This is a genomic window from Pseudomonas sp. FJ2-5-13 (genome assembly GCF_029201605.1).
Classification (GTDB): Bacteria; Pseudomonadota; Gammaproteobacteria; order Pseudomonadales; family Pseudomonadaceae; genus Aquipseudomonas; species Aquipseudomonas lactis.
Map to the genome: position 1 here is coordinate 463,973 of NZ_CP104045.1, position 26,016 is coordinate 489,988.

The window sequence follows — 26,016 nt, forward strand, 5'->3', positions numbered from 1 at the left end:
AAAGAGGAGTCATTGCAATGGCCCGTATTACCGTTGAGCGTGAACACACCCTGGGAAAAGAACAGGCGCGGGCCAAGGCTGAGCAATTGGCGCGCAAACTCGAGGATAAATATGGGGTGGAGTCCTCATGGGCTGGCGACACCCTGAAGCTCAAGCGCTCCGGGGTTAAAGGCACGGTATTGGTGGCCGATGATTCGCTGCGCATTGATGTGGAACTTGGCCTGTTGATGTCGGCCATGAGTGGCACGATCAAGTCCGAAATCGAAAAAGCCCTGGATAAGGCCCTGGCCTGATACGCCTGTGCTTAGGGTGCCGATTCTAATTTTAAACCCTACTTTGTGCCCAAGCCCTCAACTCCTGCGGGCTGTCCGCCACCCAATTCTGTGTGAGGTGCACCATGGCCAAAGTTATTTTGAAGAAAAAAATCGACGTTCAGACCACCCCTCTGAGTGAGGTTAAAAGCTATGCCCGCAAGATCTGGCTGGCGGGTCTTGGTGCCTACGCCAAGGTCGGCAGCGAGGGCGGCGAGTACTTCAAGGAACTCGTTAGAAGCGGTCAACGTGTTGAAAGTAAAGGTAAAAAAGTTGTAGTTGAACAACTTGATGCCGCCAACAGTCAGATTGACCAAGTAAAGAGTAACGTCTCCGGCGTCAAAGGCCTGGTTGAAGTTCAACTGGATAAAGTTGAAAAAGCTTTTGATACTCGTGTCGCCAGTGCCTTGAATCGGATCGGCATTGCGTCTAAACATGACGTGGAGACACTCTCTGCTAAGCTCGAAGAGCTGACGGCATTGCTCGAACGTGTCGCGCGTAAACACTAAGGAGACATCGGGATGGCTGTTAAAAAGACTACTCAGAAAGAAGGCAGCTCGTGGGTCGGGAAAGTTGAAGAATATTCCCGCAAAATCTGGCTCGCTGGTTTAGGCGTGTACTCGAAGATCGACAGTGACGGCAGCAAACTCTTCGAGACCCTGGTTAAAGACGGCGAGAAAGCCGAGAAGTTGACCAAGAGCACGGTTGGTAAAAAAGTCGACGCTGCCAAGGCGAGCGCGGGTTCCGCCAAGTCGAGCATTTCGGATACCTGGGGCAAGTTGGAAGAGACTTTCGACAAACGCCTCAACAGTGCTATTTCGCGACTGGGCGTACCGAGCAAGGCGGAGTTGAAGGCGCTGCACAGCAAGGTCGATACCTTGACCAAGCAAATCGAAAAACTCACCGGCGCCAAAGCGGCTCCCGCCAAGACTGCCGCCGCCAAGCCTGCAGCAAAACCGGCGGCCAAACCAGCAGCTAAAACCGCAGCTGCAAAACCCGCCGCCAAAACTGCCGCCAAGCCTCTGGTTAAAGCCGCCGCCAAACCGGCTGCAAAACCTGCCGCAAAAGCGCCAGCCAAAGCTGCTGCAAAACCTGCGGCCAAGCCAGCGGCTAAAACCGCTGCCGCCAAACCTGCAGCCAAGCCTGCCGCTAAGCCTGTGGCCGCTAAAACCGCCGCCAAACCAGCGGCGAAACCGGCTGCCAAACCTGCGGCTAAAACCGCTGCGGCTAAACCTGCTGCCAAGCCCGCCGCTGCGAAACCAGCGGCCAAACCTGCCGCGGCCAAAAAGCCTGCGGTAGCGAAAAAACCGGCAGCCGCCAAGCCCGCCGCAACGGCCAAGCCAGCCACTGCGCCAGCACCGGCCGCTTCTACCGCTAATTCGGTGTCCGCACCGACGCATGCGGCAGCTACCCCGACTGCAACGCCGGCCACCCCGACGCCATCCAGTCAGTCCTGATTTCTACGGGACACAAAAAAACGCCCGGTCTGCGAAGATCGGGCGTTTTTTATGAAGACCCAAGAAACGCCGCATTTCCAATGTGGGAGCGGGCTTGCTCGCGAAGGCGGTGTGTCAGTTGATGCATGTGCAAGCTGATACTCCGCCTTCGCGAGCAAGCCCGCTCCCACACTTCAATCCAGGTCATCCAGATATTTGAGTGCGAACCGCTCGGTCGCCTGCCGCGCCGTTGGCAGCAGATGCGGCGCCACCAGCATCATGATCTGGTACACCACCACCCGCACCTCACCTTCACGGTCCAGGATCCGCTGGTAATCCAGCGAAAACAGCAAAGTCAGGGTGATCTGCTCCACCAGTTGCCCCAACGCCTGGGTATCGCTGACCAGTTGCCCTGCCGCCTTCAGCCGAGCAAGCAATGACGCCAAGGTGCGCTTGAGCGCCGTGAGCAGGTGACGGATCCCCTTGGCCAGCTTGGGCAAGCGCCCGGCCAGGTTCGACAGGTCCTGGAACAGAAACCGGTAGTGGGCCATGCGCTCGACAATCAGGTGCAGGAACAGCCAGTAATCCTCGGCCTCCAGTTGCGCATCGACGGGAGGGTCCAGCAGTGGCGCCAGCTCAGATTGAAAACGCTCGAACAGCCCGAGCACCAGGGGCTCTTTGCCATGGAAGTGGTAGTAGAGGTTGCCGGGGCTGATCCCCATTTCATTGGCCACCTCCATGGTCGACACGTTCGGTTCGCCCTTTTGGTTGAACAACTGCAGGGCACATTCAAGGATACGGTCGCGGGTCTTCATCCAGTCTTCTTAAAGTTGATCGCTGAGCTCAGCGCACTCGCACGTAAGTGCCCGGCGCCGCTTCCATCGGTGGGTAATTCTGGTTGCCCAGGGCGGTGAGGGTTTCGCGTTGTACACCGGAGCGTTTTTGCACCCACTCCAGCCACTGCGGCCACCAACTGCCTTCGACGTGCTGGGCGTCGTAATACCAGGCGCGCGGGTCGCTGCTCAGCTTGGGGTTCTCGACGTAGTTGGCCTTGGGGTTGCCCGGTGGGTTGAGGATGCTCTGGATATGCCCGCTGTTGGACAGCACAAAGCGCCGCTCGCCACCCAGCAGTTGCGTGGAGCGGTACACCGCATCCCACGGGGTGATGTGGTCGTTGATGCCGGCCACGCTGAAGCTGTCCACCGCGACCTTGCGCAAATCGATGGGCGTGCCGCATACCTCCAGGCCGCCAGGGTGGCTCAGGGGGTTGTGCTTGAAAAAATCCAGCAGATCGCCGTGCAAGGCCGCAGGCAGGCGCGTGTTGTCGTTGTTCCAGTACAGGATGTCGAATGCCGGCGGTTCCTTGCCCAGCAGGTAATTGTTGATCCAGTAATTCCAGATCAGGTCGTTGGGGCGCATCCAGGCAAACACCTTGGCCATGTCGCGACCATCCAGCACGCCTTGCTGGTAGGAGCGGCGCTTGGCGGCCTCCAGGGTTTGCTCATCGGCGAATAGGGTTGCGGGGCTGTCGATCTGGCTGTCCAGCAGGCTTACCAGGTAACTGGCGCTGGAGATGCGCCGCAACTGGCGCTTGGCTTGCAGGTGGCCTTGCAGCGCGGCGATGGTCAGGCCCCCGGCGCAGGCGCCCATCAGGTTGACCTCGCGCGCGCCGGTGACGGCCCGGCACACGTTGAGCGCTTCTTCCAGCGCCGCCACGTAGGTGGACAGGCCCCATTCGCGATGCCGCACGTCCGGGTTACGCCAGCTGACCATAAAGGTCTGCAGGCCGTTTTTGAGCGCGTATTGCACAAAGCTGTTGGCCGGGCTCAGGTCGAAAATGTAGTACTTGTTGATTTGCGGCGGCACCACCAGCAGTGGCTTGGCGTACTGTTTTTCGCTCATGGGCTTGTATTGGATCAGCTCCAGCAGCTCATTGCGAAACACCACCGAACCGGGCGTGGTCGCCACGGTCTTGCCCACTTCAAAGGCGTGCTTGCTGACCTGGCGCGGCAAACCGTTGTTGTGCAGCAGGTCTTCGAACAAATTACTCACGCCACGCACTACGCTGTTGCCGCCGGAGTTGAGCAACTCCTTGATCGCCAGCGGGTTGAGCAGGGTGTTGGAAGGGGACACGGCATCGTTGAGCAGGGCGAAGGCGAACTGCGCGCGGGCGCGATCATCGTCACTGAGGGCGCTGTCATCGATCCACTGCCGTGTCTGTTTTTGCCAGCTCAGATAGGCTTGCAAGCTGCGGCGGTACAGCGGGTTGAGCTTCCAGGTGGGGTCGCTGAAGCGATGGTCCCTGGGGTTGGGTTCGTGCACGGTCTCACCCAGCAGCACGCGGCCCAGTTGGCCGCCCAGGGCCAGGGCGTGGCGGGCGGTGTGCACCGGGTTGCGCAGGCCATGCGCGGCCACGGTACGCAGGGTCGACAGCAAGTCCCGGCCACGCAGGCCGGTGATCGCATTTTGTGCGTTGATGAACGTAGCGGGGGTGGGCGCCGGGTTCGTCACGGGTCTTTCTCGCATGAGCCAACACTCCTTCGTCAAGACATCAAGCAGGCACGCCAATCCAGAACCATAGTCGGTTCCTGGCAAGTTGCGCGGTGGTGTGTTCCTTCACACCGCCGGTCGCGGATGTATCACGGCGCGCAGGCGCTCCTCTTCGAGAAACTTCATGATGATCGGCGCCACGGCTTCGGCCCGGGTGATCAGGAACAGGTGGCCGTCATCGATGATGTGCAACTGTGCATTGGGGATGCGCCAGGCGAGCAGGCGCATGTTGACCAGCGGGATCAGCGGGTCATCGTCGCCGGCCAGCACCAGGGTGGGCTGGCGGATCTTGTGCAGCCAATGAATGCTGGTCCAGCCCAACCCGGCAAACAACTGCCAGTAGTAACCCAGCTTGCCGGCCGAGCGCACTTTGCTGGCGTGTTCGGCGGCCAGTTTGGAATCACGGCGGAACGAGCCGCCATAAATCATCGGTGCAATGCGCACCACGTGGGACGGCTGGATATAACGCCTGGGGCTTGCCATCAGCCACAAAACCTTCGGTTTGCCCGGCACCATGAAGGCCCCGGCCGCCGTGGCCGCCAGGATCAATTTCTTGCAGCGCTCGGGATAGTCATAGGCAAATTGCTGGGCCAGCGCGCCGCCCCAGGACACGCCCACGGCGTTCACTTGGCCGTAGTCCAGGTAGTCGAGCATGCGCGCGGTGAGCTTGGCCAGGCCGGGGAAACGGTAGGGCCGGTTCGGCGTCGAGGAACCGCCCACGCCGGGCACGTCGAAGGCGATCACTTCCAGGTCCGGGTCCAGGGCCTGGACGAACGGAAACACCAGCTCAAGGTTGGCGCCGATGCCGTTGAAGATCAGCAGGGGCGTCAAGTGCGGCTTGCCCGGACGCACCGCCGTGCGGATGGTCTGGCCATCCAGGTCGATGGTACGGAAGATGAACGGTTGCGGCATGCTCAAGCCCTGTGAAGTGTTACAGCCGGAATGCGATCAAAAATGTGGGAGCGGGCTTGCTCGCGAATGCGGTATTTCGGTTGGCACATCTGATACTGATACACCGCATTCGCGAGCAAGCCCGCTCCCACATCTGATCTCATTTCAATTACAAAAAGTGCCTAGCGTTCATGTACATAGGTACCCGGCGCCGCTTCGGCGGCGGCATAGGTTTTATTGCCTAATGTCGTCGGGGCTTTTTTCAGTTTCCCCGCCCGTTCCGCCTGCCACACCTGCCAATGCAGCCACCAGGAGTCGGTGTGCTTGGTCGCATTCTCCTGCCACTCCAGCGCACTGCCGGCCAGGCCCTCGCTGGTCTGGTAGCGCGCCTTGGGGTTGCCCGGCGGGTTGAGGATGCTCTGGATATGCCCGCTGCTGGACAGCACAAACTCGACTTTGCCGCCGAACAATTGCGCTGACTTGTAGCAGGACTGCCACGGCGTGATGTGGTCGTTGGTGCCGGCCAGGGAATAGATATCGGCGGTGACCTGCTTGAGGTCGATAGGCGTGCCGCACACTTCCAGAGCGTTGGGGCGTACCAGTGGGTTGTTCTTGAACAGTTCGATCAGGTCGCCATGGAACGCCGCCGGCAAGCGGGTGGTGTCGTTGTTCCAGAACAGGATGTCGAATACAGGCGGCTCGTTGCCCAGCAGGTAGTTGTTGACCCAATAGTTCCAGATCAGGTCGTTGGGGCGCATCCAGGCAAAGACCTTGGCCATGTCACGGCCTTCCAGCACGCCGGCCTGGTAAGAGTGGCGCTTGGCCGCTTCCAGGGTCTGTTCATCCACAAACAGCGCCACCTGGGTGTCCAGGGTGGTATCCAGCACGCTCACCAGCAGGGTCAGGGCGTTGACCTTCTTCTGCCCCAGTGCCGCGTAGTGGCCCAACAGCGCGGTGCAGGTGATGCCGCCGGAGCAGGCGCCGAGCATATTCACGTCTTTGCTGCCGGTAATCGCCGTGACCACCTCGACCGCTTCCTTCAGCGCCTCGATATAGGTGGACAGCCCCCATTCGCGCTGGGCCTTGGTGGGGTTGCGCCAACTGACGATAAAGGTCTGCTGGCCATTGCGCAGGCAGAAGCGCGCCAGGCTTTTATCCGGGCACAGGTCGAAGACGTAGAACTTGTTGATCTGCGGCGGCACCACCAGCAGCGGGCGTTCGTGTACCTGTTCGGTAATGGGCTTGTACTGGATCAGCTCCAGTACATCGTTGCGAAACACCACCGCGCCTTCGCTGGTGCCCAGGGTTTTGCCGACTTCGAAGGCGCCCATGTTGACCTGGCTGGGCATGCCGCCGTTATGCACCATGTCCTTGGCCAGGTGGGACAGGCCGTCGAGCAGGCTTTTGCCGCCGGTTTCAAAGAAGCGTTTGACCGCCGCCGGGTTGGCCGCGCTGTTGGTGGGGGCCATGGCTTCGGTCATCAGGTTGATCACGAAATGGCCACGGCTGATGTCTTGTGCCGACAGGTTGCTGTCGTCGATCCAGTCGTGAAGTTCCTTGCGCCACGCCAGGTAAGTCTGCAAATAACGTTTGTAGAGCGGGTTCTGGCTCCAGGCCGGGTCGTTGAAGCGACGGTCGTCGCCCTCGGGCACCAGTGCGGATTTGCCGAACATGACGTTCTTCAATTCGACGCCAAAGTGGGCGACGTGCTTGACGCTGTGCAACGGTTGCTTGATGGCTTGGGTCAGCACCATCTTGGCCGAGGCCAATAAATCCTTTTTGCGTAACGCGATGATCGGGTTCAACCCCAGGGTGTTTTCCGAGGCCTGGCGTTTCAAGTCATCGTTATTCTTGTTACTCATCTACGACGCTCCATTGTCCGAAAGACGAGTACCGGCGATTGCTGCGCACCCAATTTCGATACACGACACCAGCCTGGTACTGCGACTCGGGTGACCGTTGATACCGCATCGTCAAATGCAGGGAACTTGCCAGCTCCATTGGTTACCCGAGTTTATTTTTTTTCGCAAGCGGGCCAATCGTTGGCCACGCGACAGGGCATTCAAGCAGATGAAATTAGAAAATGCGCTCTAAACAGCAAGACCCTTGGGCTAGAGCATCAGCCGCACGACCGACTCACTCGGATCGCGGGTTTTTCCAGCGGCTTTGAGCTCGGCCAGGTAGTCGGCCCACAAAGCGTCCTGACGTACGGCCAACTGATAGAGGTAATCCCAGGTGAACAGTCCGCTGTCATGACCGTCGTCGAAGGTCAATTTCAGTGCGTACTGGCCGGCCGGTTCCAGCTTGATCAACCGGACGTTGAGCTTGCCGAATTGCAGGATGGGTTTGCCGTGGCCCTGGACCTCGGCGGAAGGCGAGTGCACCCGCAGGAATTCGGCGGGCAACTGATAGGTTTCATCCGGCCCGTAGGTCAGGCCGAGGGTGTTGGAGGTTTTATGCAGGTTTACTGCGGTAGGAAATTTCGACATTGGAGATAACCCTGAAGGAACCGGCCCAAAATGTGGGAGGGACCCATGTGGGAGCCGGGCTTGCCCGCGATGCAGGCACCTCGGTGTTTCAGGAACACTGAGGTGATGCTATCGCAGGCAAGCCAGCTCCCACACAAGCCACTCTCACATTGAGTGAGGCTTACAGGATATAACGAGACAAGTCTTCGTTCTGCGCCAATTCGCCCAAGTGGCTGTTGACGTAATCAGCATCGATCTTGATCGCTTCGCCATTCTGCGCACCGGCCATGTCGCCGGCACTGAAGGACACTTCCTCCAGCAAGCGCTCAAGCAAGGTATGCAGGCGACGGGCACCGATGTTCTCGGTCTTCTCGTTGACCTGCCAGGCGATCTCCGCCAGGCGCTTGATCCCGTCTGCCTGGAATTCGATACCCAGCCCTTCGGTTTTCAGCAGCTCGCGGTACTGCTCGGTGAGCGAGGCATGCGGCTCGCTGAGGATGCGCTCGAAGTCGCCCGGCGTCAGCGCCTTGAGCTCCACCCGAATCGGCAAACGGCCTTGCAGCTCGGGCACCAGGTCGCTGGGCTTGCTCAGGTGGAAGGCACCGGAGGCGATAAACAGGATGTGGTCAGTCTTGACCATGCCCAGCTTGGTGTTGACCGTGCAGCCCTCGATCAGCGGCAGCAAATCGCGCTGCACGCCTTCGCGGGACACATCCACGCCGCCGGAGTTGCCGCGCTTGGCCACTTTGTCGATCTCGTCGATAAACACGATGCCATGTTGCTCGACCGCTTCCAGGGCCTTGGCCTTGAGTTCTTCCTCATTGACCAGGCGCCCGGCTTCTTCGTCGCGCACCAGCTTGAGCGCGTCCTTGACCTTGAGCTTGCGGCTTTTCTTCTTGCCCTTGCCCATGTTGGCGAACAGGTTTTGCAACTGGCTGGTCATTTCTTCCATGCCAGGCGGGGCAGAGATATCCACGCCGGACACTTCGGCCACTTCGATCTCGATTTCCTTGTCATCCAACTGGCCTTCACGCAGGCGCTTGCGGAACAGCTGACGGGTGTTGGAATCCGACGAAGGTGCGGCATCTTCGTTGAAACCCATGCGTGCCGGTGGCAACAGGGCGTCGAGGATGCGCTCTTCAGCGGCGTCTTCGGCGCGGTGGCTGACCTTGGTCACTTCCTGTTCGCGCAGCATCTTCAGGGCGGCGTCAGCCAGGTCTCGAATGATCGACTCGACATCGCGGCCCACATAGCCGACTTCGGTGAACTTGGTCGCTTCGACCTTGATGAACGGTGCATTGGCCAGTTTGGCCAGGCGCCGGGCGATCTCGGTTTTACCGACGCCGGTAGGGCCGATCATCAGGATGTTCTTGGGCGTTACTTCAACGCGCAGTTCTTCCGGCAGTTGCATCCGGCGCCAGCGGTTACGCAGCGCAATGGCAACGGCGCGCTTGGCATCGTCCTGGCCGATGATATGGCGGTTGAGTTCATGGACGATTTCGCGGGGAGTCATGGACATAGTGTTTGGCGGCCTCAAGCCTGAATAAGCCCAGGGCTTATTCGGCGAGGTCCTGCTCCTCAATGGTCTGGTTGTGGTTGGTGAACACGCAGATATCGCCAGCGATACCCAAGGCGGTCTCGACGATTTCACGGGCCGACAGGTCGGTTTTCTTCAGCAGCGCGCTGGCCGCAGCCTGGGCGTAGCCGCCGCCGGAACCCATGGCGATCAGGCCATGCTCGGGTTCAACCACGTCGCCGTTGCCGGTGATGATCAGGGAAGCGTCTTTGTTCGCAACCGCGAGCATGGCCTCCAGGCGGCTGAGGGAGCGGTCGGTGCGCCATTCTTTGGCAAGTTCCACAGCGGCGCGCACCAGGTGGCCCTGGTGTTTCTCAAGCTGGCCTTCGAAACGCTCGAACAGGGTAAAGGCGTCGGCGGTTGCGCCTGCGAAGCCGGCAAGCACCTGGCCGTGGTACAGGCGGCGCACTTTCTTGGCGTTGCCTTTCATCACGGTGTTGCCCAGGGAAACCTGGCCGTCGCCGCCCATGACAACTTTGCCGTGGCGACGTACTGAAACGATGGTGGTCAAGGGGAGAGTCTCCACGCAGCGGGGCGAAAATGCCCTGATGGAAACTCATATGGGGGTGGCGAGGGGGATTTCAACCGTAGGAAGGCAGGGCGGACGAGTGGTGTTTATGGCTTCGACACTTACTTGAGCACGCTGCAAACCAAAGTGGGAGCTGGCTTGCCTGCGATAGCGGTGTGTCAGTCACTGAAACATTGACTGTCACACCGCTATCGCAGGCAAGCCAGCTCCCACATTAAAACCGGGTTGGCTGCTGGATCAGCGGCTCTGGCGTTGTTGTAACAACAGGTTGCTAAACCCGGCGCCGGCCAATTGTTTTTGCGCCACGGTCAGCTGTTCACGGTTGCTGAACGGCCCCACCAAGACGCGATACCAAGTCGCGTCCTTCACCGTGCCAGACTCAACCGATACCGACTGGCCCAACAGAATGATCTGTGCGCGTACACGGTCCGCATCCGCCTGTTTCGGGAACGAACCCGCTTGCAGGAAGAACTTGGTCACCGGCGCGGCCTTGGTGGCTGCCACTGGCGGTGCTGGTGGCGGCGTGATGCCGGCCAGCGCGGCCTGGGCGCGGGCGGTGTCGATTTTCGCCGCTTCTGCTGGGGTTACCGGCGTGGTCGGCACCTGTGGCGTCGGCAGGGTTTTTTCCGGCACGGCGTCAGGCGGCACGATCACTTCCGATTCCGGCAGCAGCGTGTAGAAGTCGTACTTGGGCTTTACCGGTGCGGTCGGGCTCGGCGCGGTCTTGTTGGCTTCGGCGATTTTCGTGGCTTTTTGCTGCTCCTGTTTGACGCGCTTGACGTCATCGCCCTGGCCGGGCTCCAGCTTCATCAGAAACACGATAAATGCGCCGACCGTAAGGCCGATGGCCATCCACAGCCAACCCGGAATCGGTTGCTTCGCCGGGGCCTGGTAGCGGCTGGCGCCGCGCTTGGGTGCAGGTTTTTTCTTGGCAGCCAACTTACATACGCTCCAGAGTTTCCAGGCCCAAGAGTTCCAGGCCTTGCTTGAGGGTGCGTCCAGCCAATGCGGCAAGGCGCAGGCGACTTTGTTTCTGGGCTTCGTCGTCGGCGGTCAGGATCGGGCAGTTCTCGTAGAAGCTGGAGAACAGGCCGGCCACTTCGTACAAATAGGTGCACAGGATGTGCGGCGTGCCTTTTTCGCCAACGCTGTTGAGCACTTCGCCAAATTGCGCGAGCTTGGCCGCCAGTTCCTGTTCATGGGCGGCGTCCAGCGCAATCTGGCCTTGGACTTCGCTGAAGTCCTTGCCCAGTTTGCGGAATACACCGGCCACGCGAGTGTAGGCGTACAGCAGGTACGGTGCGGTGTTGCCTTCGAAGTTGAGCATCAGGTCGAAGTTGAAGCTGTAGTCGCTGGTGCGGTGCTTGGACAGGTCGGCGTATTTCACCGCGCCAATGCCCACCACGCGGGCGATGTTGCGCAGGTCGGCCTCGGCCAGCTCCGGGTTCTTTTCCTTCACCAGGTTGTAGGCACGTTCCTGGGCTTCGGTCAGCAGGTCGATCAGCTTCACGGTGCCGCCGTCACGGGTCTTGAACGGGCGGCCATCGGCGCCGTTCATGGTGCCAAAGCCCATGTGCTCCATGTGCATCGGGTGGGTGACGAAACCGGCGCGCCGCGCCACTTCGAACACCTGCTGGAAGTGCAGGGCCTGGCGCTGGTCGACGAAGTACAGCGCACGGTCAGCCTTGAGCACGCCACTGCGGTAACGCACGGCGGCCAGGTCAGTGGTGGCGTAGAGGTAGCCGCCATCGGCCTTGACGATGATCACCGGCAGCGGCTCGCCGTCGGCGGTCTTGAATTCTTCGAGGAACACGCACTGGGCGCCGTTGCTCTCGACCAGCAGGCCCTTGGCCTTGAGGTCGTTGACCACGTTGATCAGGTCGTCGTTATAGGCGCTTTCGCCCATCACGTCGGCCATGGTCAGTTTCACGTTGAGCAGCTCGTAGATTTCCTGGCAGTGAGACAGGGAAATCTCACGGAAGCGGTTCCACAGCGCCAGGCACTCTTGGTCGCCGGCCTGTAGTTTGACCACCAGGCCACGGGCGCGGTCCGCGAACTCTTCAGACTCGTCGAACCGCTTTTTGGCGGCACGGTAGAAGTTTTCCAGGTCGGCCAGTTCGTTGCTGGTGATCGGGTTTTCTTGCAGGTAGGCCATCAGCATGCCGAACTGGGTACCCCAGTCGCCCACGTGGTTCTGGCGGATCACGGTGTCGCCGAGAAACTCCAACACCCGTGCCACGCCGTCGCCAATGATGGTGGAGCGCAGGTGGCCCACGTGCATTTCCTTGGCCAGGTTCGGCGCCGACAGGTCAATGACCACGCGCTGGCTGTCGCCGGCCTTGCGTGCACCGATGCGGGCATCGGCCAGGGCGGCATCCAGGCGCGACGCCAAGGCCTGGGTGTTCTGGAAGAAGTTGATAAAGCCTGGGCCTGCGATTTCGGCCTTGGTGACACTGGCGTCAGCCGGCAGGGCTGCGATGATTTTTTCGGCCAGGTCGCGCGGCTTCATGCCGGCCGGCTTGGACAGCATCATCGCGATGTTGCTGGCGAAGTCGCCGTGGGTCTTGTCGCGGGTGTTCTCCACCTGGATCGCCGGCGACAGGCCTTCAGGCAACACACCTTCGTTGACGAGTTGGGTGAGGGCTTGTTGGATCAGCTGGCGAATGGTGTCTTTCATGGTGTTCTCTTTCGACCGCAAGCGGCGGCGCGCGATGCGCAGGTGGAAAAACTGGGCATTATCCGTGGCGAGGGCGGGCTTGCCAACCGTTCAGACTATATGGCGGACCTGCGGGCCTCTTCGCGGGCAAGCCCGCTCCCACATTTAAGGGTATTCACATTTCATAATGTGGGAGCTGGCTTGCCTGCGATGACGTAATTACCCTCAATACAAATCTACCGGGTCTACATCCAACGACCATCGCACCTGCCGACCGCTGGGCAGTTGCTCCAGCTCAAGCATCCAGCGACTTAATAGCCGATGCAGCGGTGCGCGGGAGGTTGCCTGCAAGAGTAGCTGAGCCCGATAACGTCCGGCGCGTCGCTCCATGGGCGCTGGCACCGGGCCGAGTAATTCGATGCCACTGAGGGCCAGTTCGCCCAGTAAACGTTCGGCGGCGCTGCAGGCCTCATCAAGAAAGCCTTCGGCCTGCCCGGGTTTGTGGGCTTCGGCACGCAGCAGCGCCAGGTGTGCAAAGGGCGGCAGGCCGGCGGCGCGGCGTTCGCTCAAGGCTTGCTCGGCGAAGGCAAAGTAGCCTTGTTCCGTCAGTTGAATCAGCAGCGGGTGGTCGGCCAGGTGCGTCTGGATAATCACCCGGCCTGGCTCTTCGGCCCGCCCGGCGCGCCCTGCTACCTGCACGATCAACTGCGCCATGCGCTCGCTGGCGCGAAAATCGCCGGAAAACAGCCCACCGTCGGCATCCAGGATCGACACCAGGGTCACCCGTGGGAAGTGATGCCCTTTGGCAAGCATCTGCGTGCCCACCAGAATGCACGGTTGGCCCTTGTGGATGGTGGTGAACAGTTGATTCATGGCGTCCTTGCGCGACGTGCTGTCGCGGTCGACCCGCAGCACCGGGTAATCCGGGAACAGAATGCCCAGGCGTTCTTCGGCGCGCTCGGTGCCGGCGCCCACGGGCCGCAGGTCCACCTTGCCGCACTGTGGGCAATGGCGCGGTACCCGTTCCACATGGCCGCAGTGATGGCAGCGCAACTCGCCGTGGCGCTGGTGCACGGTCATGCGCGCATCGCAGCGCTCGCAGCCAGACATCCAGCCGCAGTCATGGCACAGCAGCGTGGGGGCAAAGCCGCGGCGGTTGAGAAACACCAATACCTGCTGGCCGGCGGCGAGGGTCTGGCCAATGGCCTGTTGCATCGGGCCGGAAATGCCGCTGTCCAGCGGACGGCTTTTCACGTCCAGGCGCAGGAAACGCGGTTGTTTGGCGCCGCCAGCGCGCTCGTTCAGGCGCAGCAGCCCGTAACGGCCGGTGTAGGCGTTGTGCAGGCTTTCCAGGGAAGGCGTGGCCGAGCCCAGCACAATCGGGATGTCTTCCTGGCGCGCGCGCACCAGCGCCAGGTCGCGGGCGTGGTAGCGCAAACCTTCCTGCTGTTTATAGGAGCCGTCGTGCTCCTCGTCGACGATGATCAGCCCGGGGTTTTTCATCGGCGTGAACAGCGCCGAGCGCGTGCCGATAATAATGTCGGCCTCGCCGTCCCGCGCCGCCAGCCACGACTCCAGGCGTTCACGGTCATTGACTGCCGAGTGCACCAGGGCGATACGGGCATTGAAGCGTTGCTCGAAACGCGCCACGGTCTGCGGGCCCAGGTTGATCTCCGGGATCAGCACCAGTGCCTGCTTGCCGGCCTGCAGGGTCTCGCGGATCAGTTGCAAATAGACTTCGGTCTTGCCACTGCCGGTGACACCGGCCAACAGGAACGCGTGGAAACTGTCGAAACCGGCGCGAATCGCCTCATACGCGGCGCGTTGCTCGGGGTTCAGCGGCAACTCCGGTTGGGCCAGCCAGTGTTCGTGGCGCGGGTCCGGGGCGTGCTTGCGGATTTCCACCTGCACCAGGCCCTTGGCCAGCAGCAGGTCGAGGCTGTCTTTGCTCAGCATCAGCTTGCTTAATAGCTGGTGGGCCACGCCGTGGGGATGCTGCGCCAAGGTGGCCAGGGCCTCACGCTGGCGCGGGGCGCGGGCGATGCGCGGGTCATCGAGGCGTGCGCCGGGCACCATCGACCAGAAACGCTCCTGGCGCGCTTCGGCCAGTTCGCCCTGGCGCAGCAGCACAGGCAGCGCCCAGCTCAAGGTATCGCCCAGGCTGTGTTGGTAATACTGCGCGGTCCACAGGCACAGCTTGAACAGTGCGGGCGGCAGCGGCGGCGTGGCGTCGAGCAAGGCAATCGCCGGCTTGAGCTTTTCGGCAGGCACTTCGCTGTGGTCGGCGACTTCCACCAGAATACCGATCAGTTCCCTGCGCCCGAATGGCACGCGCACACGCATGCCCGGTTGCAACTGCGCACGCGACACGCCGGGCGGGGCCCGGTAATCGAACAGGCGGCGCAGGGGCGAGGGCAGGGCTAGGCGCAAAATGGCGTCGGGCACGCGAGGAGTCTCATCTATTAAGGCAAGCGGTGGCGCAGGGGCGCGAGCCTAGCAGACCGGGGGTGTCCCGTCTTCAGTACTGGAACCGGATCTTGTGGGAGCTGGCTTGCCCCAATCGCCTACCGTAGGAGCGGGCTTGCTCGCGAAAAACGTCAACGATAACGCGTGCTTCCTGAATCAACGCGGCGCCTGTGAGGTTTTCGCGAGCAAGCTCGCTCCTACAAAAAGCCCTTGACTGACTGGCATTGGAGCAAGCCCGGCTCCCACATTGATGGCGCAGTGCCAGGATTTTCTGATGAAAGGTGTTTTTTGGCCATTGCCGTCGCTTGCGCGATTAAAAAGGTCTGGTAGAATCCGCGGCCTAATTACGTGCGGTATTCGACAATAGTGTCGAGTGGCGGCACGCTAGCCTGAGGAAGTGCCATGAAAGCCGATATCCATCCAGCGTACGAAACCATCGTAGTTACCTGCAGCTGCGGCAACAAGTTCGAAACGCGTTCGAACCTGTGCAAGCCACTGGGTACTGACGTATGCAACGAGTGCCACCCGTTCTACACCGGTAAGCAGAAAACTCTGGACACCGGCGGCCGCGTACAGCGCTTCGCAGATCGCTTTGGTGCTTTCGGCAAGAAGCCTGCTACTCCAGCAGAGTAAGGTTCAAGAGCCTTATGGGCTTTTACCCGCTGTTGAAAAAGGCGTCCCTTGTGGGCGCCTTTTTTGTGCCTGGGATTTGGCTGGCGACCGCTCAGGCCCAAGCATTCTGCCCGGCCCCGGCGGCCATCGCCCGGGTCGAGGTGCAGCGTGTGGTGGATGGCGACACGGTGCGGCTCAAGGATGGTCGCAGCGTACGCATGATCGGCCTCAACGCGCCGGAAACCGGCAAGAAGGGTCGCCCTGACGAGCCATTTGCCGTCGCCGCGCGCCAGCGCCTGCAGGCGTTGGTCAAGGCCAGTGATGGGCGTCTCGGCCTGGTGCCGGGGCGTGAAGCCAAAGACCATTACGGGCGCACCCTGGCTCACCTCTACGGCGCCAATGGCGAGAACCTGGAGGCGCAACTGCTGGCCGAGGGCCTGGGGTACCAGGTGGGTGTGGCGCCGAATGTGGACCTGGTTGCCTGCCAGCAGGCAGCCGAAAACAGCGCCCGCCAGGCACGGCTCGGTTTGTGGCGCCAATCGCCGGTGCAAAGCGTGGCCAATCTCAAGCGCTCCGGGTTTGCCCTGGTGGCTGGTCGGGTCAGCAAGGTTGAGCGCAATCGCGGCGGAATCTGGATTGAACTGCAGGGTTCACTGGTATTACGCATTGCGCCCGAATTGATCAGCCAATTCGATACGGCCATGCTCAATGGTTTGCAAGGCCGCACCCTGGAGGCGCGTGGCTGGGTGCAGGATCGCGCCCGCCGTGGCAGCCTGAAAAAAGGCCAAGCACGCTGGTTGTTGCCAATAACCGACCCCGGCATGCTGAAATCGACGCTTTGAATAAAAAATTGTAGACATTTTTTATTTCGATTGTGAACAGTTGAGCCCTTGTATCCCGTGGCTCTTGGCCAAAAGTCGTAGCCCAGGGCCCTTGACACCTGTGACTGCCCAGTCTTGTAGGGACTTTACGACACGCGTATCCTCGGCGGTCCGTCGACCAACAGTAAAAGCGGAATGCCGATATGTCTGATTTGAAAACTGCCGCTCTCGAATACCATGCCAATCCTCGTCCAGGAAAGCTGAGTGTAGAGCTCACCAAAGCCACTGCCACTGCCCGCGACCTGTCGCTGGCCTACAGCCCTGGTGTTGCCGAACCCGTACGTGAAATCGCCCGTGACAAAGAGCTGGCGTACAAGTACACCGGCAAAGGCAACCTGGTTGCAGTGATTTCCGATGGCACCGCGATTCTGGGCCTGGGTAACCTCGGCCCATTGGCTTCCAAGCCAGTCATGGAAGGTAAGGGCGTGCTGTTCAAGCGCTTTGCCGGCATCGACGTGTTCGACATCGAAGTCGACTCCGAAAGCCCGCAGGCGTTCATCGACACCGTCAAGCGCATTTCCATCACGTTCGGTGGCATCAACCTGGAAGACATCAAGGCACCTGAGTGCTTCGAGATCGAAAAGGCCCTGATCGAGCAGTGCGACATTCCGGTATTCCACGATGACCAGCACGGCACCGCGATCGTTACCGCAGCCGGCATGATCAACGCCCTGGAAATTGCTGGCAAAACCCTGAGCGAGGCGAAAATCGTCTGCCTGGGCGCCGGTGCCGCGGCCATTTCCTGCATGAAGCTGATCATCAGCATGGGCGCCAAGCTGGAAAACATCTACATGGTCGACAGCAAGGGCGTGATCCAGTCCGAGCGTACCGACCTGAACCAGTACAAGGCGATGTTTGCCCACCCGTCCTCCAAGCGCACCCTGGCTGACGCCCTCGACGGTGCCGACGTGTTCGTTGGCCTGTCCGGCCCGAACCTGCTGAGCGCTGAAGGCCTCAAGTCCATGGCGCCGAACCCTATCGTGTTCGCCTGCTCCAACCCGGACCCGGAAATCGCGCCTGAGCTGGCCCACGCCACCCGCAGCGACGTGATCATGGCCACCGGCCGTTCGGACTACCCGAACCAGGTCAACAACGTATTGGGCTTCCCGTTCATCTTCCGTGGTGCCCTGGACGTTCGCGCCAAGCGCATCAACGAAGAGATGAAAGTGGCCGCTGCCAACGCCCTGCGTGAACTGGCCAAGCTGCCGGTACCTCAGGACGTGTGCGACGCCTACGGTGGCGCCAAGCTGGAATTCGGTCGTGAGTACATCATTCCAAAACCAATGGACAAGCGCCTGATCACCCTGATCTCCGATGCCGTGGCCAAGGCCGCTATCGAGACCGGTGTGGCCACCCTGCCGTATCCGAAGAACTACCCGCTGCAAAGCGTGGATGATGTGTTCAACGGCTAAGCTGTTGTAGCGCACCAACAAAAAGCCCCGGCTCGAATGAGTCGGGGCTTTTTTGTGGCTTGCGATTCACGCGAGTCTTGTGCGGATCCAAGTGTGGGAGCGGGCTTGCTCGCGAATGCGGAGTGTCATTCAATAAATCCAGTAGCTGATACACCGCATTCGCGAGCAAGCCCGCTCCCACATTAGGTCTATGCCAGGCTGCAGAACCCGTTAGAACAAATCGATCGGCGCGCCTTCATCCGCCGGCAGCGGGCTACCTGGCACTACACCGTTGCCCAGTTCGTTGACCGACGGCGGCGTGTCTTCACTCTTGAACAGCTCGAAGTACGCATTCGGCGTGCTTGGCGAAGCCGCGCGGCCACTGATGGGATCGATGCGCAGGCTAAGGATGCCTTCCGGTTCCGGCTGGGTGTGCAGCGGCTTGTCCTTCAAGGCTGCGCCCATGTAGCTCATCCAGATCGGCAGGGCGACGGTGCCACCGAATTCGCGGCGGCCCAGGCTTTCCGGTTGGTCATAGCCGGTCCACACGGTGGTCACGTAGTCGCCGTTGTAACCGGAGAACCAGGCGTCCTTGGATTCGTTGGTGGTACCGGTCTTGCCGGCGATATCCGCACGGCCCAGGGCCAGTGCGCGGCGGCCGGTGCCCTTCTTGATCACGTCTTGCAGGATGCTGTTGAGGATATAGGTGGTACGGCCATCCACGATGCGCTCGGCAACTGCTGGCGCTTGCGGTTCGGCGGGTGCGCCGGCGTTTGCGGCCGCTGGCGTACCTGGCGTCGGCTCGATGGTGATACCGCCGTTGCTCGGTGCCGCCAGCCCGTCGGTAGCGGCCACGCCATTGACCACGTCGCCGGGTACCCGTGGCGGGTTGGCGGTGAACAGGGTATCGCCATTTCGGCTTTCGATCTTGTCGATCAGGTACGGCGCGATCTTGTAGCCGCCGTTGGCAAAGGTGCTCCAGCCGGTGGCGATTTCCATCGGCGTGAGGGTCGCGGTCCCTAGGGCCAGGGACAGGTTCGGTGGCAGGTCCGACTTGGCAAAGCCAAAGCGCGTCATGTAGTCGATGGTCTTGCCTACGCCCATCGCCTGCAACAGGCGGATCGACACCAGGTTGCGCGACTTGTACAGCGCCTCGCGGATGCGTATCGGGCCGAGGAACGTGTTGGTGTCGTTCTTCGGGCGCCAGACCTTGTCCAGGTATTCGTCGACAAACACGATGGGCGCGTCGTTCACCAGGCTGGCGGCGGTGTAGCCGTTGTCCAGCGCGGCACTGTAGACGAACGGCTTGAAGCTGGAGCCCGGCTGACGCTTGGCCTGGGTGGCGCGGTTGTAGTTGCTCTGCTCGAAGGCAAAGCCGCCGACCAGTGCGCGGATCGCACCGTTCTGCGGGTCCAGAGACACCAGGGCGCCCTGGGCGAGCGGCACCTGGCTGAATTTGAGGCTGTCATCCTTCTGGCGTTGCACGCGGATCAAATCACCCACCTGGGCCACGTCGGAGGGCTGCTTGGGCATCGGGCCCATGCTGTTGGTGTTCAGGAACGGGCGTGCCCACTTCATGCTGTCCCAGGCTACATGGGCTTCCCCAGAGCGGGTCAGCACTTGGATACCGTCTTTCGATACCTGGGTAACGATGGCCGGGTCCAGGCCGCTGATCGAACGCTGTTTGCCCAATTCGGTGGTCCAGGCACTCAGGGTCTTGCCTGGCAGGCGCGACTCGGGGCCGCGGTAGCCGTGACGCTGGTCATAAGTGATCAGGCCTTCATGTACCGAATGGTTGGCGATTTCCTGCAAGTCGCTCGGCACCGTCGTGGTAACGCGGAAACCTTCGGTGTAGGCCTCGCTGCCATAACGACCCACCATCTCGGCGCGGGCCATTTCGGCGATATAGGGTGCATTCACTTCCGGCGTCGGCACGTGATAGCTGGCGTTCAGCGGCTCGGCTACGGCGCTTTCATAAGCGGCCTGGTCGATCTTGCCCAGCTTGTACATGCGGCCCAGGATCCAGTCGCGGCGTTCTTTGCTGCGCGCCGGGTTGGCCAGCGGGTTGAAGCGCGACGGTGCCTTGGGCAGGCCGGCAATCATGGCCATCTGCGCCAGGCTGGCGTCACGAATCGACTTGCCGTAGTAAACCTGGGACGCGGCCTCGATGCCGTAGGCGCGGTTGCCCAGGTAGATCTTGTTGACGTACAGCTCGAGGATTTCATCCTTGGTCAGCTGGCGTTCGATCTGCAGCGCCAGCAGGATTTCAGTGGCCTTGCGGGAAAAGCTGCGCTCGCTGGTAAGGAAGAAGTTCTTCGCCACCTGCATGGTGATGGTGCTGCCGCCGGATTGAATGTGTCCGCTTTTTACCAATTGCGTGGCTGCACGCACCAGGCTGCTGGGGTCTACGCCGTAGTGGTTGGCGAAATTATCGTCTTCGGCAGACAGCAAAGCGCTGATGAAATTGGGCGGAATGTCGGCAAAACGGATCGGTGTGCGGCGCATTTCGCCGAACTCCGCGATCAGTTTTTCATCGCTGCTGTAGACCCGCAAAGGAATCTGCAACTGGATACTTCTGAGGGCCTCTACGGAGGGCAAACCCGGACTAAGGTAGAGGTAGGCCCCGCTGAATACGAGCAGCAGCCCGCAGACGATGGCGACAATGGAGTACCCGAAAAACTTCAGCAGACGAATCAAGGCTTTTGGATTTCCAGAGAAAAGAAAGAGTTACGCGTCGGGGCATGCATGGCAAACGATGGATCGACCCGGGCAGCAGATAAAAAGCGGGAAAAAACGCTGGGCATTAAAGCATTTTTCGGCTTGGGGCGTCATTCGCGAGCCTTGAACAAGCCGACCGAATGCAAGGTGCCTGGCAGCAATCAGGCGAGATGACAGCCGGTATGACAGGGAAAGTTTTGGGGAGTTTTATGGGAAAGGGATTTTTCAGGCGAAAAGTCGACACGGTGTTGGGGGTCGATATCAATGACAGCGGTATCAAGCTGATCGAACTGGGCCGTTCATCCGGCGGTTTCAGCGTCCAGGGCTATGTCACGCAAGTGCTGCCACCCCACGCGGTGGTCGACGGCACCCTGCTGGACCTGGAGTGTGTGGGCCTCGTGCTGCAACAGGCACTGTCGCGCCTGGGGTCCTCTGCCCGCTACGCCGCCGTGGCGGTTGCAGGCCCGTCGGTGATTACCCGGCTGATTGACATGGACGCCGGCCTCAGCGACGAGGAAATGGCCTGGAAGATCCAGATGGAGGCCGACCAGTTCATCCCTTATCCATTGGATGAAGTGGCCATCGACTTTCAGGTTCAAGGGCCATCGGTTCAAGGCCCGCAGTGGGTAGAGGTGATGCTGGCGGCGTGCCTGCGCGAGCAGGTCGAAGCGCGCGAGGCGGTTTTGGCCATGGCGGGGCTGGTGCCGCGAGTGGTCGATGTAGAAGGGTTTGCATTGCAGCGCGCTAGCCTTCAGGATTTTGCCAGCTTCACGCCGGGTCATAGAGTCGATGGTGCACAATGGGCCTTGGATGCCCAAGGGATGGGAGTGGCTTGCGGGCTGGCCCTGAGGAGTTTCGCTGGATGACACGAATCAATCTTTTGCCTTGGCGCCAGGCCCTGGCGCAGCGCAGGCGCAAATACCTGTTGGTGCTATTGCTGGCCTTTGCCTGCGTGGCGCTCGCGGCACTGTGGTTGGCTGATCAAGTGATCGACCAGGCGATAGACCGGCAGGTAAGCCGCAACAGCCGCCTGGAAGAGCACATCGCCACCCAGGACTCGCGCATCAAGACCATCGACGATCTGCAGGAGCGAAGCCAGCAACTGGCCGAACGCATGAAGGTGGTGCAGGACCTGCACGATGCCCGCTCTTCCGGGGCCCGATTGTTCGAGCAATTGGCTCGCTCGGTGCCTGAAGGTGTCCATCTGCATGAGGTGGTTGCGAACGGCGACACCATCAGCATCCGCGGCACAGCTGAAAGCAACCAGGATATCGCCCGTTTGATGCAGCAGCTCAAGCCAGCCCAGGGCTCCAGTTCGACCCGTCTGCAGCGCGTGCAGGCCGAAGGAGCGCGCGGCGAAAGTGAATTCCAGCTGATGGTGCGCCAGGGGGAATCCAGCGAGGCGCAACCATGAGCCTGCCCAGGCTCGATTTTTCCACGCTCTCTGACAACGCTGCTAAATGGTCCCTGCCGGGCAAGGTGCTGCTTGGCTGTGCGCTGGCCGGCCTGGTGCTGGCGATAGGCGAGGTTTCGCATGGGGGGCCGCAGCGGGAGCGATTGCACGGGCTTGAGGCACGGGAGCAGGCGCTGCAGCAGCAACTCACAGAAAAGACCGGCTTGGCCGCCAGCCTTGAGCTGCGCACCCAGCAGGTGCGGAGTATGGAAGACAAGGTTGCCAGCCTTCTCGGGCAATTGCCCGGCGAGTCCGAGGTGCCTGCCGTGCTGGAAGACCTCGTCCGGCTGGCGGCTGCCCATGGGGTGTGGGTCGAAGGCATCAGTGTGCTGGATGAAATACCTCGCCAGCTTTATATCGAACAACCCATGCAGATAAGCGCCTCCGGGGCTTACCACGACCTGGCGACGTTTGTCAGTGCCTTGGGTGGGTTGCCTCGGGTGGTCACCGTGCAGGACGTTACGCTTGGGCATCAGGGCGCCTTGCTGCGTCTGGACATGCTCGCCAAGACCTATCGTAGCCCCCTGCAAAACGGCAAGGCCCGTCAGGTACTCGACCCCGGGCCGCTATTTATCTACGAACCCTCGTCCCTGCGCGACCCGTTCAAGCCGCCTGCCCTGCAGGCAGCCCATGTGCCTGGCCGGCCCGCTCTTGCACCGGATTTCACCCGGCCACGGGGGCTGTTGGAGGGTATGCGCCTGGAACAGTTCGAAATGGTCGGCACGCTGTCCAGGGGTATGCAGGCTTTCGCCTTGCTACGCGCTGGGGCCAGGGTGTATCGACTGGCGGTGGGTGATTACCTGGGGCCGGATCATGGCCAGGTCACGGCCATCCAAGATGCGGCTGTCGAGCTGGTGGAGCTGTTTCCCGATGGACAGGGCGCTTGGTTGCAACGCCCGCGAACCCTTGTGCTGAACGTCAACTCATAACGGAATCAAACAATGAAAAGGACCTTCTCGTCCTTCGGTGTGGCGCTATGGATAGCGTTCACGGCACCGATGGCTGCTGCTGTGCCCAATCGCCTGGACCTGATCCAACTGCCGCCGCCCGACGGGGCCTCGTCGGTCAGCTATACAGGCGCCAAACTGACTCTGAACTTCCAGGACATCGACCTGCGCGCGGTATTGCAGCAAATCGCCGATGTCGCCGGGCTCAACCTGGTGACCAGTGATGAGGTGCAGGGCTCGATCACTCTGCGGCTCAAGGATGTGCCCTGGGACCAGGCGCTGGACCTGGTGCTGCAAACCAAGGGCTTGGACAAGCGGGTCAAGGCGGGCGTGTTGCTGGTGGCGCCCGCCGATGAGTTGGCCGCTCGCGAGCTGTTGATGCTGGAGTCGCGCAAGCAGATGGCTGAGCTCGCGCCCTTGCGGCGGGAGCTGCTGCAGGTCAATTACGCCAAGGCCGCCGACCTGGCCAAGCTGTTTCAGTCGGTGACCGGCTTTGAGGGCGCCACCGATGAGCGCGGTTCGGTGGCGGTGGATGACCGCACCAACAACATCATCGCCTACCAGACTGGCGAGCGGCTCGAAGAACTGCGGCGCATCGTGGCGCAGTTGGATATCCCGGTACGCCAGGTCATGATCGAAGCGCGGATTGTGGAGGCCAATGTCGACTACGACAAAAGCCTGGGTGTGCGCTGGGGCGGGCGGCTCACCCGTGGCGGCGGCGGTGTTGGTGGTATTGCCAAGCCGCAGGCAGACGGCGCCGAGCCGCCGCAAAACCTGCCCAGTTCACCCTTTGTCGACTTGGGGTCGCTGGCCGGAACCTCGGGCCTGGGGATCGCCTACATCACCGACAACCTGTTGCTGGACCTTGAGCTGACCGCCATGGAAAAAACCGGCAACGGTGAAATCGTCTCGCAACCCAAGGTCGTCACCTCCGACAAAGAGACTGCACGCATCCTCAAAGGCACCGAGATTCCTTACCAGGAATCCACCTCCCAGGGCGCCACCTCGGTGTCGTTCAAAGAGGCTTCGCTGTCGCTGGAGGTGACGCCGCAAATCACCCCCGACGACCATGTGATCATGGCGGTCAAGGTCACCAAGGATGAGCCCGACTACCTGAACCGCCTCAATGACGTGCCGCCGATCAAGAAAAACGAGGTCAACGCCAAGGTTCTGGTCAGGGATGGCGAGACCATCGTCATTGGCGGGGTTTTCTCCAATACCCAAAGCAAAGTGGTAGATAAAGTGCCATTTTTGGGCGATGTGCCGTATCTTGGCCGCCTTTTCCGGCGCGATGTGCTGGCGGAGAAAAAATCCGAGCTGCTGGTATTCCTGACTCCGCGTATCATGAATAACCAGGCGATTGCTGTGAGTCGTTGATTCTGTGCGAAATTTGATTCTTGTAGGGCCGATGGGGGCTGGAAAAAGCACCATCGGCCGTTTGCTGGCCAAAGAGCTGCGCCTGCCGTTCAAAGATTCCGACAAGGAAATTGAATTGCGCACGGGTGCCAATATCCCATGGATCTTCGATAAAGAAGGCGAGCTGGGCTTTCGTGACCGCGAGCAGGCGATGATTGCCGAGCTGTGCGGCTGCGATGGCGTGGTATTGGCGACTGGCGGTGGCGCCGTCATGCGCGATGAAAACCGTCGGGCGCTGCATGCTGGTGGTCGCGTGGTGTATTTGCACGCATCGGTCGAACAGCAGGTGGGCCGTACCGCCCGTGATCGCAATCGCCCGTTGCTGCGCACCGCCGACCCGGCCAAAACCCTGCGGGACCTGCTGGCGCTGCGCGACCCGCTGTATCGGGAAATCGCCGATCTGGTGGTAGAAACCGATGAGCGGCCACCTCGGATGGTCGTACTCGACATCCTTGAGCGCCTGCAACGGTTGCCACCCCGTTAAAGCCTGGCCCGAAATGCGCTATTCTCGGCGGCGCGCCATCACCTTGTAAGGTATGGCGTAGAGCCACCAGGCGGTGTCGAGATATCGACAGTGCCGGTCGTCACTCCATCTTCAACGCGGGGACACATGCAGACACTTAAGGTCGATCTAGGCGAGCGCAGCTACCCGATCCACATTGGCGCAGGTCTGTTGGACCAGCCCGAACTGCTTGCGCCGCATATTGCCGGCCGGCAGGTGGCGATCATCTCCAACGAAACGGTCGCGCCGCTGTATCTTGAGCGTTTGAGCCGTAGCCTGGCGGCGTACTCGGTGATCTCCGTGGTGTTGCCTGACGGCGAAGTCCACAAAAACTGGGAAACCCTGCAACTGATCTTTGATGGCCTGCTGACCGCGCGCCATGACCGTCGAACCACCGTGGTCGCCCTGGGCGGCGGTGTGATTGGCGATATGGCCGGTTTTGCTGCGGCCTGCTACCAGCGCGGCGTGGACTTTATCCAGGTGCCGACCACCTTGCTGTCCCAGGTCGACTCGTCGGTGGGCGGCAAGACCGGTATCAACCACCCGCTGGGCAAGAACATGGTCGGCGCGTTCTATCAGCCCCAAGCTGTGCTGATCGACACCGCTACCCTCAACACCTTGCCGCCGCGCGAGTTGTCGGCGGGCCTGGCGGAAGTCATCAAGTACGGGCTGATCTGCGATGAGCCGTTCCTGACCTGGCTGGAAGAGCACATGGACGCCTTGCGCGGCCTCGACCAGGTGGCGCTCACCGAAGCGATTTCCCGCTCCTGCGCGGCCAAGGCGCTGGTGGTCAACGCCGACGAGCGCGAGTCCGGCGTGCGGGCCACGCTGAACCTGGGCCACACCTTCGGCCATGCGATCGAAACGCACATGGGCTATGGTGTGTGGTTGCATGGGGAAGCCGTAGCGGCTGGCACGGTGATGGCATTGGACATGTCGCAGCGCCTGGGCTGGATCAGCGCCCAAGAGCGTGATCGCGGTATCCGCCTGTTCCAGCGCGCCGGTTTGCCGGTTGTTCCGCCTGCGGAGATGACCGAGGCGGATTTCCTTGAACATATGGCGATAGACAAGAAAGTGATCGACGGTCGACTTCGACTGGTACTGCTGCGCCACATCGGCGAAGCCGTGGTGACCGACGATTATCCAAAAGAGATTCTACAGGCCACGCTGGGAGCGGATTACCGCGCCCTGGCCCAGCTCAAAGGTTAATAAG

General features: G+C 61.1%; 23 protein-coding genes. 12 read left to right on the forward strand and 11 right to left on the reverse strand.

Annotation, left to right across the window (positions count from 1 at the left end):
- Positions 1–17: 17 nt before the first annotated feature.
- The 3 genes from N2A98_RS02035 (at position 18) to N2A98_RS02045 (ending at position 1,768) form a co-directional block, all read left to right on the forward strand.
- The gene (locus N2A98_RS02035; protein ID WP_034125562.1) at positions 18–293 is read left to right on the forward strand and encodes a polyhydroxyalkanoic acid system family protein; all 276 of its coding nucleotides are present in this window, start codon (positions 18–20) and stop codon (positions 291–293) included.
- Between the two features lie 104 nt (positions 294–397).
- Entirely contained in the window at positions 398–820 is a 423-nt protein-coding gene (locus N2A98_RS02040) for a phasin family protein (protein ID WP_032893974.1), read from the forward strand.
- 12 nt (positions 821–832) lie between these two features.
- On the forward strand, positions 833–1,768 hold the full coding sequence (locus tag N2A98_RS02045) for a phasin family protein (protein WP_044270701.1): 936 nt from the start codon (positions 833–835) through the stop codon (positions 1,766–1,768).
- A 173-nt stretch (positions 1,769–1,941) separates the two neighbouring features.
- Here N2A98_RS02045 and N2A98_RS02050 read toward each other — a convergent pair whose 3' ends face one another.
- The 10 genes from N2A98_RS02050 to N2A98_RS02095 all read right to left on the reverse strand — a co-directional run bounded on the left by N2A98_RS02050 (position 1,942) and on the right by N2A98_RS02095 (position 14,862).
- Positions 1,942–2,562 carry a TetR/AcrR family transcriptional regulator gene (locus N2A98_RS02050; protein WP_044270704.1) on the reverse strand — a complete coding sequence of 207 codons (621 nt, stop codon included), beginning with the start codon at positions 2,560–2,562 and terminating at the stop codon, positions 1,942–1,944.
- A gap of 28 nt (positions 2,563–2,590) precedes the next feature.
- Positions 2,591–4,273, reverse strand: a complete 1,683-nt coding sequence (phaC, locus tag N2A98_RS02055; RefSeq protein ID WP_275622962.1) for a class II poly(R)-hydroxyalkanoic acid synthase — start codon at positions 4,271–4,273, stop codon at positions 2,591–2,593.
- A 90-nt stretch (positions 4,274–4,363) separates the two neighbouring features.
- Positions 4,364–5,209 carry a poly(3-hydroxyalkanoate) depolymerase gene (phaZ, locus tag N2A98_RS02060; protein ID WP_003187895.1) on the reverse strand — a complete coding sequence of 282 codons (846 nt, stop codon included), beginning with the start codon at positions 5,207–5,209 and terminating at the stop codon, positions 4,364–4,366.
- Between the two features lie 161 nt (positions 5,210–5,370).
- Complete coding sequence (gene phaC, locus N2A98_RS02065; RefSeq protein ID WP_047712392.1) at positions 5,371–7,050, reverse strand: class II poly(R)-hydroxyalkanoic acid synthase; 1,680 nt, start codon at positions 7,048–7,050, stop codon at positions 5,371–5,373.
- Between the two features lie 249 nt (positions 7,051–7,299).
- Positions 7,300–7,677 (reverse strand): DUF971 domain-containing protein, encoded by a 378-nt coding sequence (locus N2A98_RS02070; RefSeq protein WP_034125568.1) that lies wholly within the window; start codon positions 7,675–7,677, stop codon positions 7,300–7,302.
- A 160-nt stretch (positions 7,678–7,837) separates the two neighbouring features.
- The gene (gene hslU, locus N2A98_RS02075) at positions 7,838–9,175 is read right to left on the reverse strand and encodes an ATP-dependent protease ATPase subunit HslU (protein WP_044270712.1); all 1,338 of its coding nucleotides are present in this window, start codon (positions 9,173–9,175) and stop codon (positions 7,838–7,840) included.
- A gap of 37 nt (positions 9,176–9,212) precedes the next feature.
- On the reverse strand, positions 9,213–9,743 hold the full coding sequence (gene hslV / locus N2A98_RS02080) for an ATP-dependent protease subunit HslV (RefSeq protein ID WP_003171209.1): 531 nt from the start codon (positions 9,741–9,743) through the stop codon (positions 9,213–9,215).
- Positions 9,744–9,998: 255 nt separating this feature from the next.
- Complete coding sequence (locus N2A98_RS02085) at positions 9,999–10,700, reverse strand: SPOR domain-containing protein (protein ID WP_003187899.1); 702 nt, start codon at positions 10,698–10,700, stop codon at positions 9,999–10,001.
- Position 10,701: 1 nt separating this feature from the next.
- A complete protein-coding gene (gene argS, locus N2A98_RS02090; RefSeq protein WP_044270713.1) occupies positions 10,702–12,438 on the reverse strand; it encodes an arginine--tRNA ligase in 1,737 nt (578 codons plus the stop codon).
- Positions 12,439–12,642: 204 nt separating this feature from the next.
- Positions 12,643–14,862 (reverse strand): primosomal protein N', encoded by a 2,220-nt coding sequence (locus N2A98_RS02095; protein ID WP_044270715.1) that lies wholly within the window; start codon positions 14,860–14,862, stop codon positions 12,643–12,645.
- A gap of 423 nt (positions 14,863–15,285) precedes the next feature.
- Here N2A98_RS02095 and rpmE point away from each other — a divergent pair, with 423 nt between their 5' ends.
- The 3 genes from rpmE (at position 15,286) to N2A98_RS02110 (ending at position 17,788) form a co-directional block, all read left to right on the forward strand.
- Positions 15,286–15,516: a 50S ribosomal protein L31 gene (gene rpmE, locus N2A98_RS02100; RefSeq protein WP_003187904.1), complete on the forward strand. Its 231-nt coding sequence runs from the start codon at positions 15,286–15,288 to the stop codon at positions 15,514–15,516.
- Positions 15,517–15,530: 14 nt separating this feature from the next.
- Positions 15,531–16,337: a thermonuclease family protein gene (locus N2A98_RS02105; RefSeq protein ID WP_069556711.1), complete on the forward strand. Its 807-nt coding sequence runs from the start codon at positions 15,531–15,533 to the stop codon at positions 16,335–16,337.
- Positions 16,338–16,519: 182 nt separating this feature from the next.
- Complete coding sequence (locus tag N2A98_RS02110; RefSeq protein ID WP_047712395.1) at positions 16,520–17,788, forward strand: malic enzyme-like NAD(P)-binding protein; 1,269 nt, start codon at positions 16,520–16,522, stop codon at positions 17,786–17,788.
- 210 nt (positions 17,789–17,998) lie between these two features.
- On the opposite strand, the gene N2A98_RS02115 is transcribed toward N2A98_RS02110, so the two are convergent.
- Positions 17,999–20,464 carry a penicillin-binding protein 1A gene (locus N2A98_RS02115; RefSeq protein WP_044270721.1) on the reverse strand — a complete coding sequence of 822 codons (2,466 nt, stop codon included), beginning with the start codon at positions 20,462–20,464 and terminating at the stop codon, positions 17,999–18,001.
- Between the two features lie 230 nt (positions 20,465–20,694).
- On the opposite strand from N2A98_RS02115, the gene pilM reads away from it, so the two are divergent.
- The 6 genes from pilM to aroB all read left to right on the forward strand — a co-directional run bounded on the left by pilM (position 20,695) and on the right by aroB (position 26,012).
- Complete coding sequence (gene pilM, locus N2A98_RS02120; RefSeq protein WP_044270723.1) at positions 20,695–21,351, forward strand: type IV pilus assembly protein PilM; 657 nt, start codon at positions 20,695–20,697, stop codon at positions 21,349–21,351.
- Entirely contained in the window at positions 21,348–21,899 is a 552-nt protein-coding gene (locus tag N2A98_RS02125) for a PilN domain-containing protein (protein ID WP_044270725.1), read from the forward strand. The genes pilM and N2A98_RS02125 overlap by 4 nt, the downstream gene beginning before the upstream one ends.
- Positions 21,896–22,867: a pilus assembly protein PilP gene (locus N2A98_RS02130; protein WP_275622963.1), complete on the forward strand. Its 972-nt coding sequence runs from the start codon at positions 21,896–21,898 to the stop codon at positions 22,865–22,867. The genes N2A98_RS02125 and N2A98_RS02130 overlap by 4 nt, the downstream gene beginning before the upstream one ends.
- Positions 22,868–22,936: 69 nt before the next feature.
- Positions 22,937–24,262: a type IV pilus secretin PilQ family protein gene (locus N2A98_RS02135; RefSeq protein ID WP_078466522.1), complete on the forward strand. Its 1,326-nt coding sequence runs from the start codon at positions 22,937–22,939 to the stop codon at positions 24,260–24,262.
- A gap of 4 nt (positions 24,263–24,266) precedes the next feature.
- A complete protein-coding gene (aroK, locus tag N2A98_RS02140; RefSeq protein ID WP_003187914.1) occupies positions 24,267–24,785 on the forward strand; it encodes a shikimate kinase AroK in 519 nt (172 codons plus the stop codon).
- A gap of 126 nt (positions 24,786–24,911) precedes the next feature.
- The gene (gene aroB / locus N2A98_RS02145) at positions 24,912–26,012 is read left to right on the forward strand and encodes a 3-dehydroquinate synthase (RefSeq protein ID WP_078802353.1); all 1,101 of its coding nucleotides are present in this window, start codon (positions 24,912–24,914) and stop codon (positions 26,010–26,012) included.
- Positions 26,013–26,016 lie beyond the last annotated feature (4 nt).

Coding starts and splice junctions, on each gene's coding strand:
- N2A98_RS02110 (WP_047712395.1), top strand. CDS start 16,520: ATGTCTGATTTGAAAACTGCCGCTCTCGAATACCATGCCAATCCTCGT.
- N2A98_RS02040 (WP_032893974.1), top strand. CDS start 398: ATGGCCAAAGTTATTTTGAAGAAAAAAATCGACGTTCAGACCACCCCT.
- argS (WP_044270713.1), bottom strand. CDS start 12,438: ATGAAAGACACCATTCGCCAGCTGATCCAACAAGCCCTCACCCAACTC.
- rpmE (WP_003187904.1), top strand. CDS start 15,286: ATGAAAGCCGATATCCATCCAGCGTACGAAACCATCGTAGTTACCTGC.
- N2A98_RS02050 (WP_044270704.1), bottom strand. CDS start 2,562: ATGAAGACCCGCGACCGTATCCTTGAATGTGCCCTGCAGTTGTTCAAC.
- phaC (WP_047712392.1), bottom strand. CDS start 7,050: ATGAGTAACAAGAATAACGATGACTTGAAACGCCAGGCCTCGGAAAAC.
- phaC (WP_275622962.1), bottom strand. CDS start 4,273: ATGCGAGAAAGACCCGTGACGAACCCGGCGCCCACCCCCGCTACGTTC.
- N2A98_RS02070 (WP_034125568.1), bottom strand. CDS start 7,677: ATGTCGAAATTTCCTACCGCAGTAAACCTGCATAAAACCTCCAACACC.
- pilM (WP_044270723.1), top strand. CDS start 20,695: ATGGGAAAGGGATTTTTCAGGCGAAAAGTCGACACGGTGTTGGGGGTC.
- N2A98_RS02125 (WP_044270725.1), top strand. CDS start 21,348: ATGACACGAATCAATCTTTTGCCTTGGCGCCAGGCCCTGGCGCAGCGC.
- N2A98_RS02035 (WP_034125562.1), top strand. CDS start 18: ATGGCCCGTATTACCGTTGAGCGTGAACACACCCTGGGAAAAGAACAG.
- phaZ (WP_003187895.1), bottom strand. CDS start 5,209: ATGCCGCAACCGTTCATCTTCCGTACCATCGACCTGGATGGCCAGACC.
- N2A98_RS02045 (WP_044270701.1), top strand. CDS start 833: ATGGCTGTTAAAAAGACTACTCAGAAAGAAGGCAGCTCGTGGGTCGGG.
- N2A98_RS02130 (WP_275622963.1), top strand. CDS start 21,896: ATGAGCCTGCCCAGGCTCGATTTTTCCACGCTCTCTGACAACGCTGCT.
- aroB (WP_078802353.1), top strand. CDS start 24,912: ATGCAGACACTTAAGGTCGATCTAGGCGAGCGCAGCTACCCGATCCAC.
- N2A98_RS02135 (WP_078466522.1), top strand. CDS start 22,937: ATGGCTGCTGCTGTGCCCAATCGCCTGGACCTGATCCAACTGCCGCCG.
- N2A98_RS02105 (WP_069556711.1), top strand. CDS start 15,531: ATGGGCTTTTACCCGCTGTTGAAAAAGGCGTCCCTTGTGGGCGCCTTT.
- hslU (WP_044270712.1), bottom strand. CDS start 9,175: ATGTCCATGACTCCCCGCGAAATCGTCCATGAACTCAACCGCCATATC.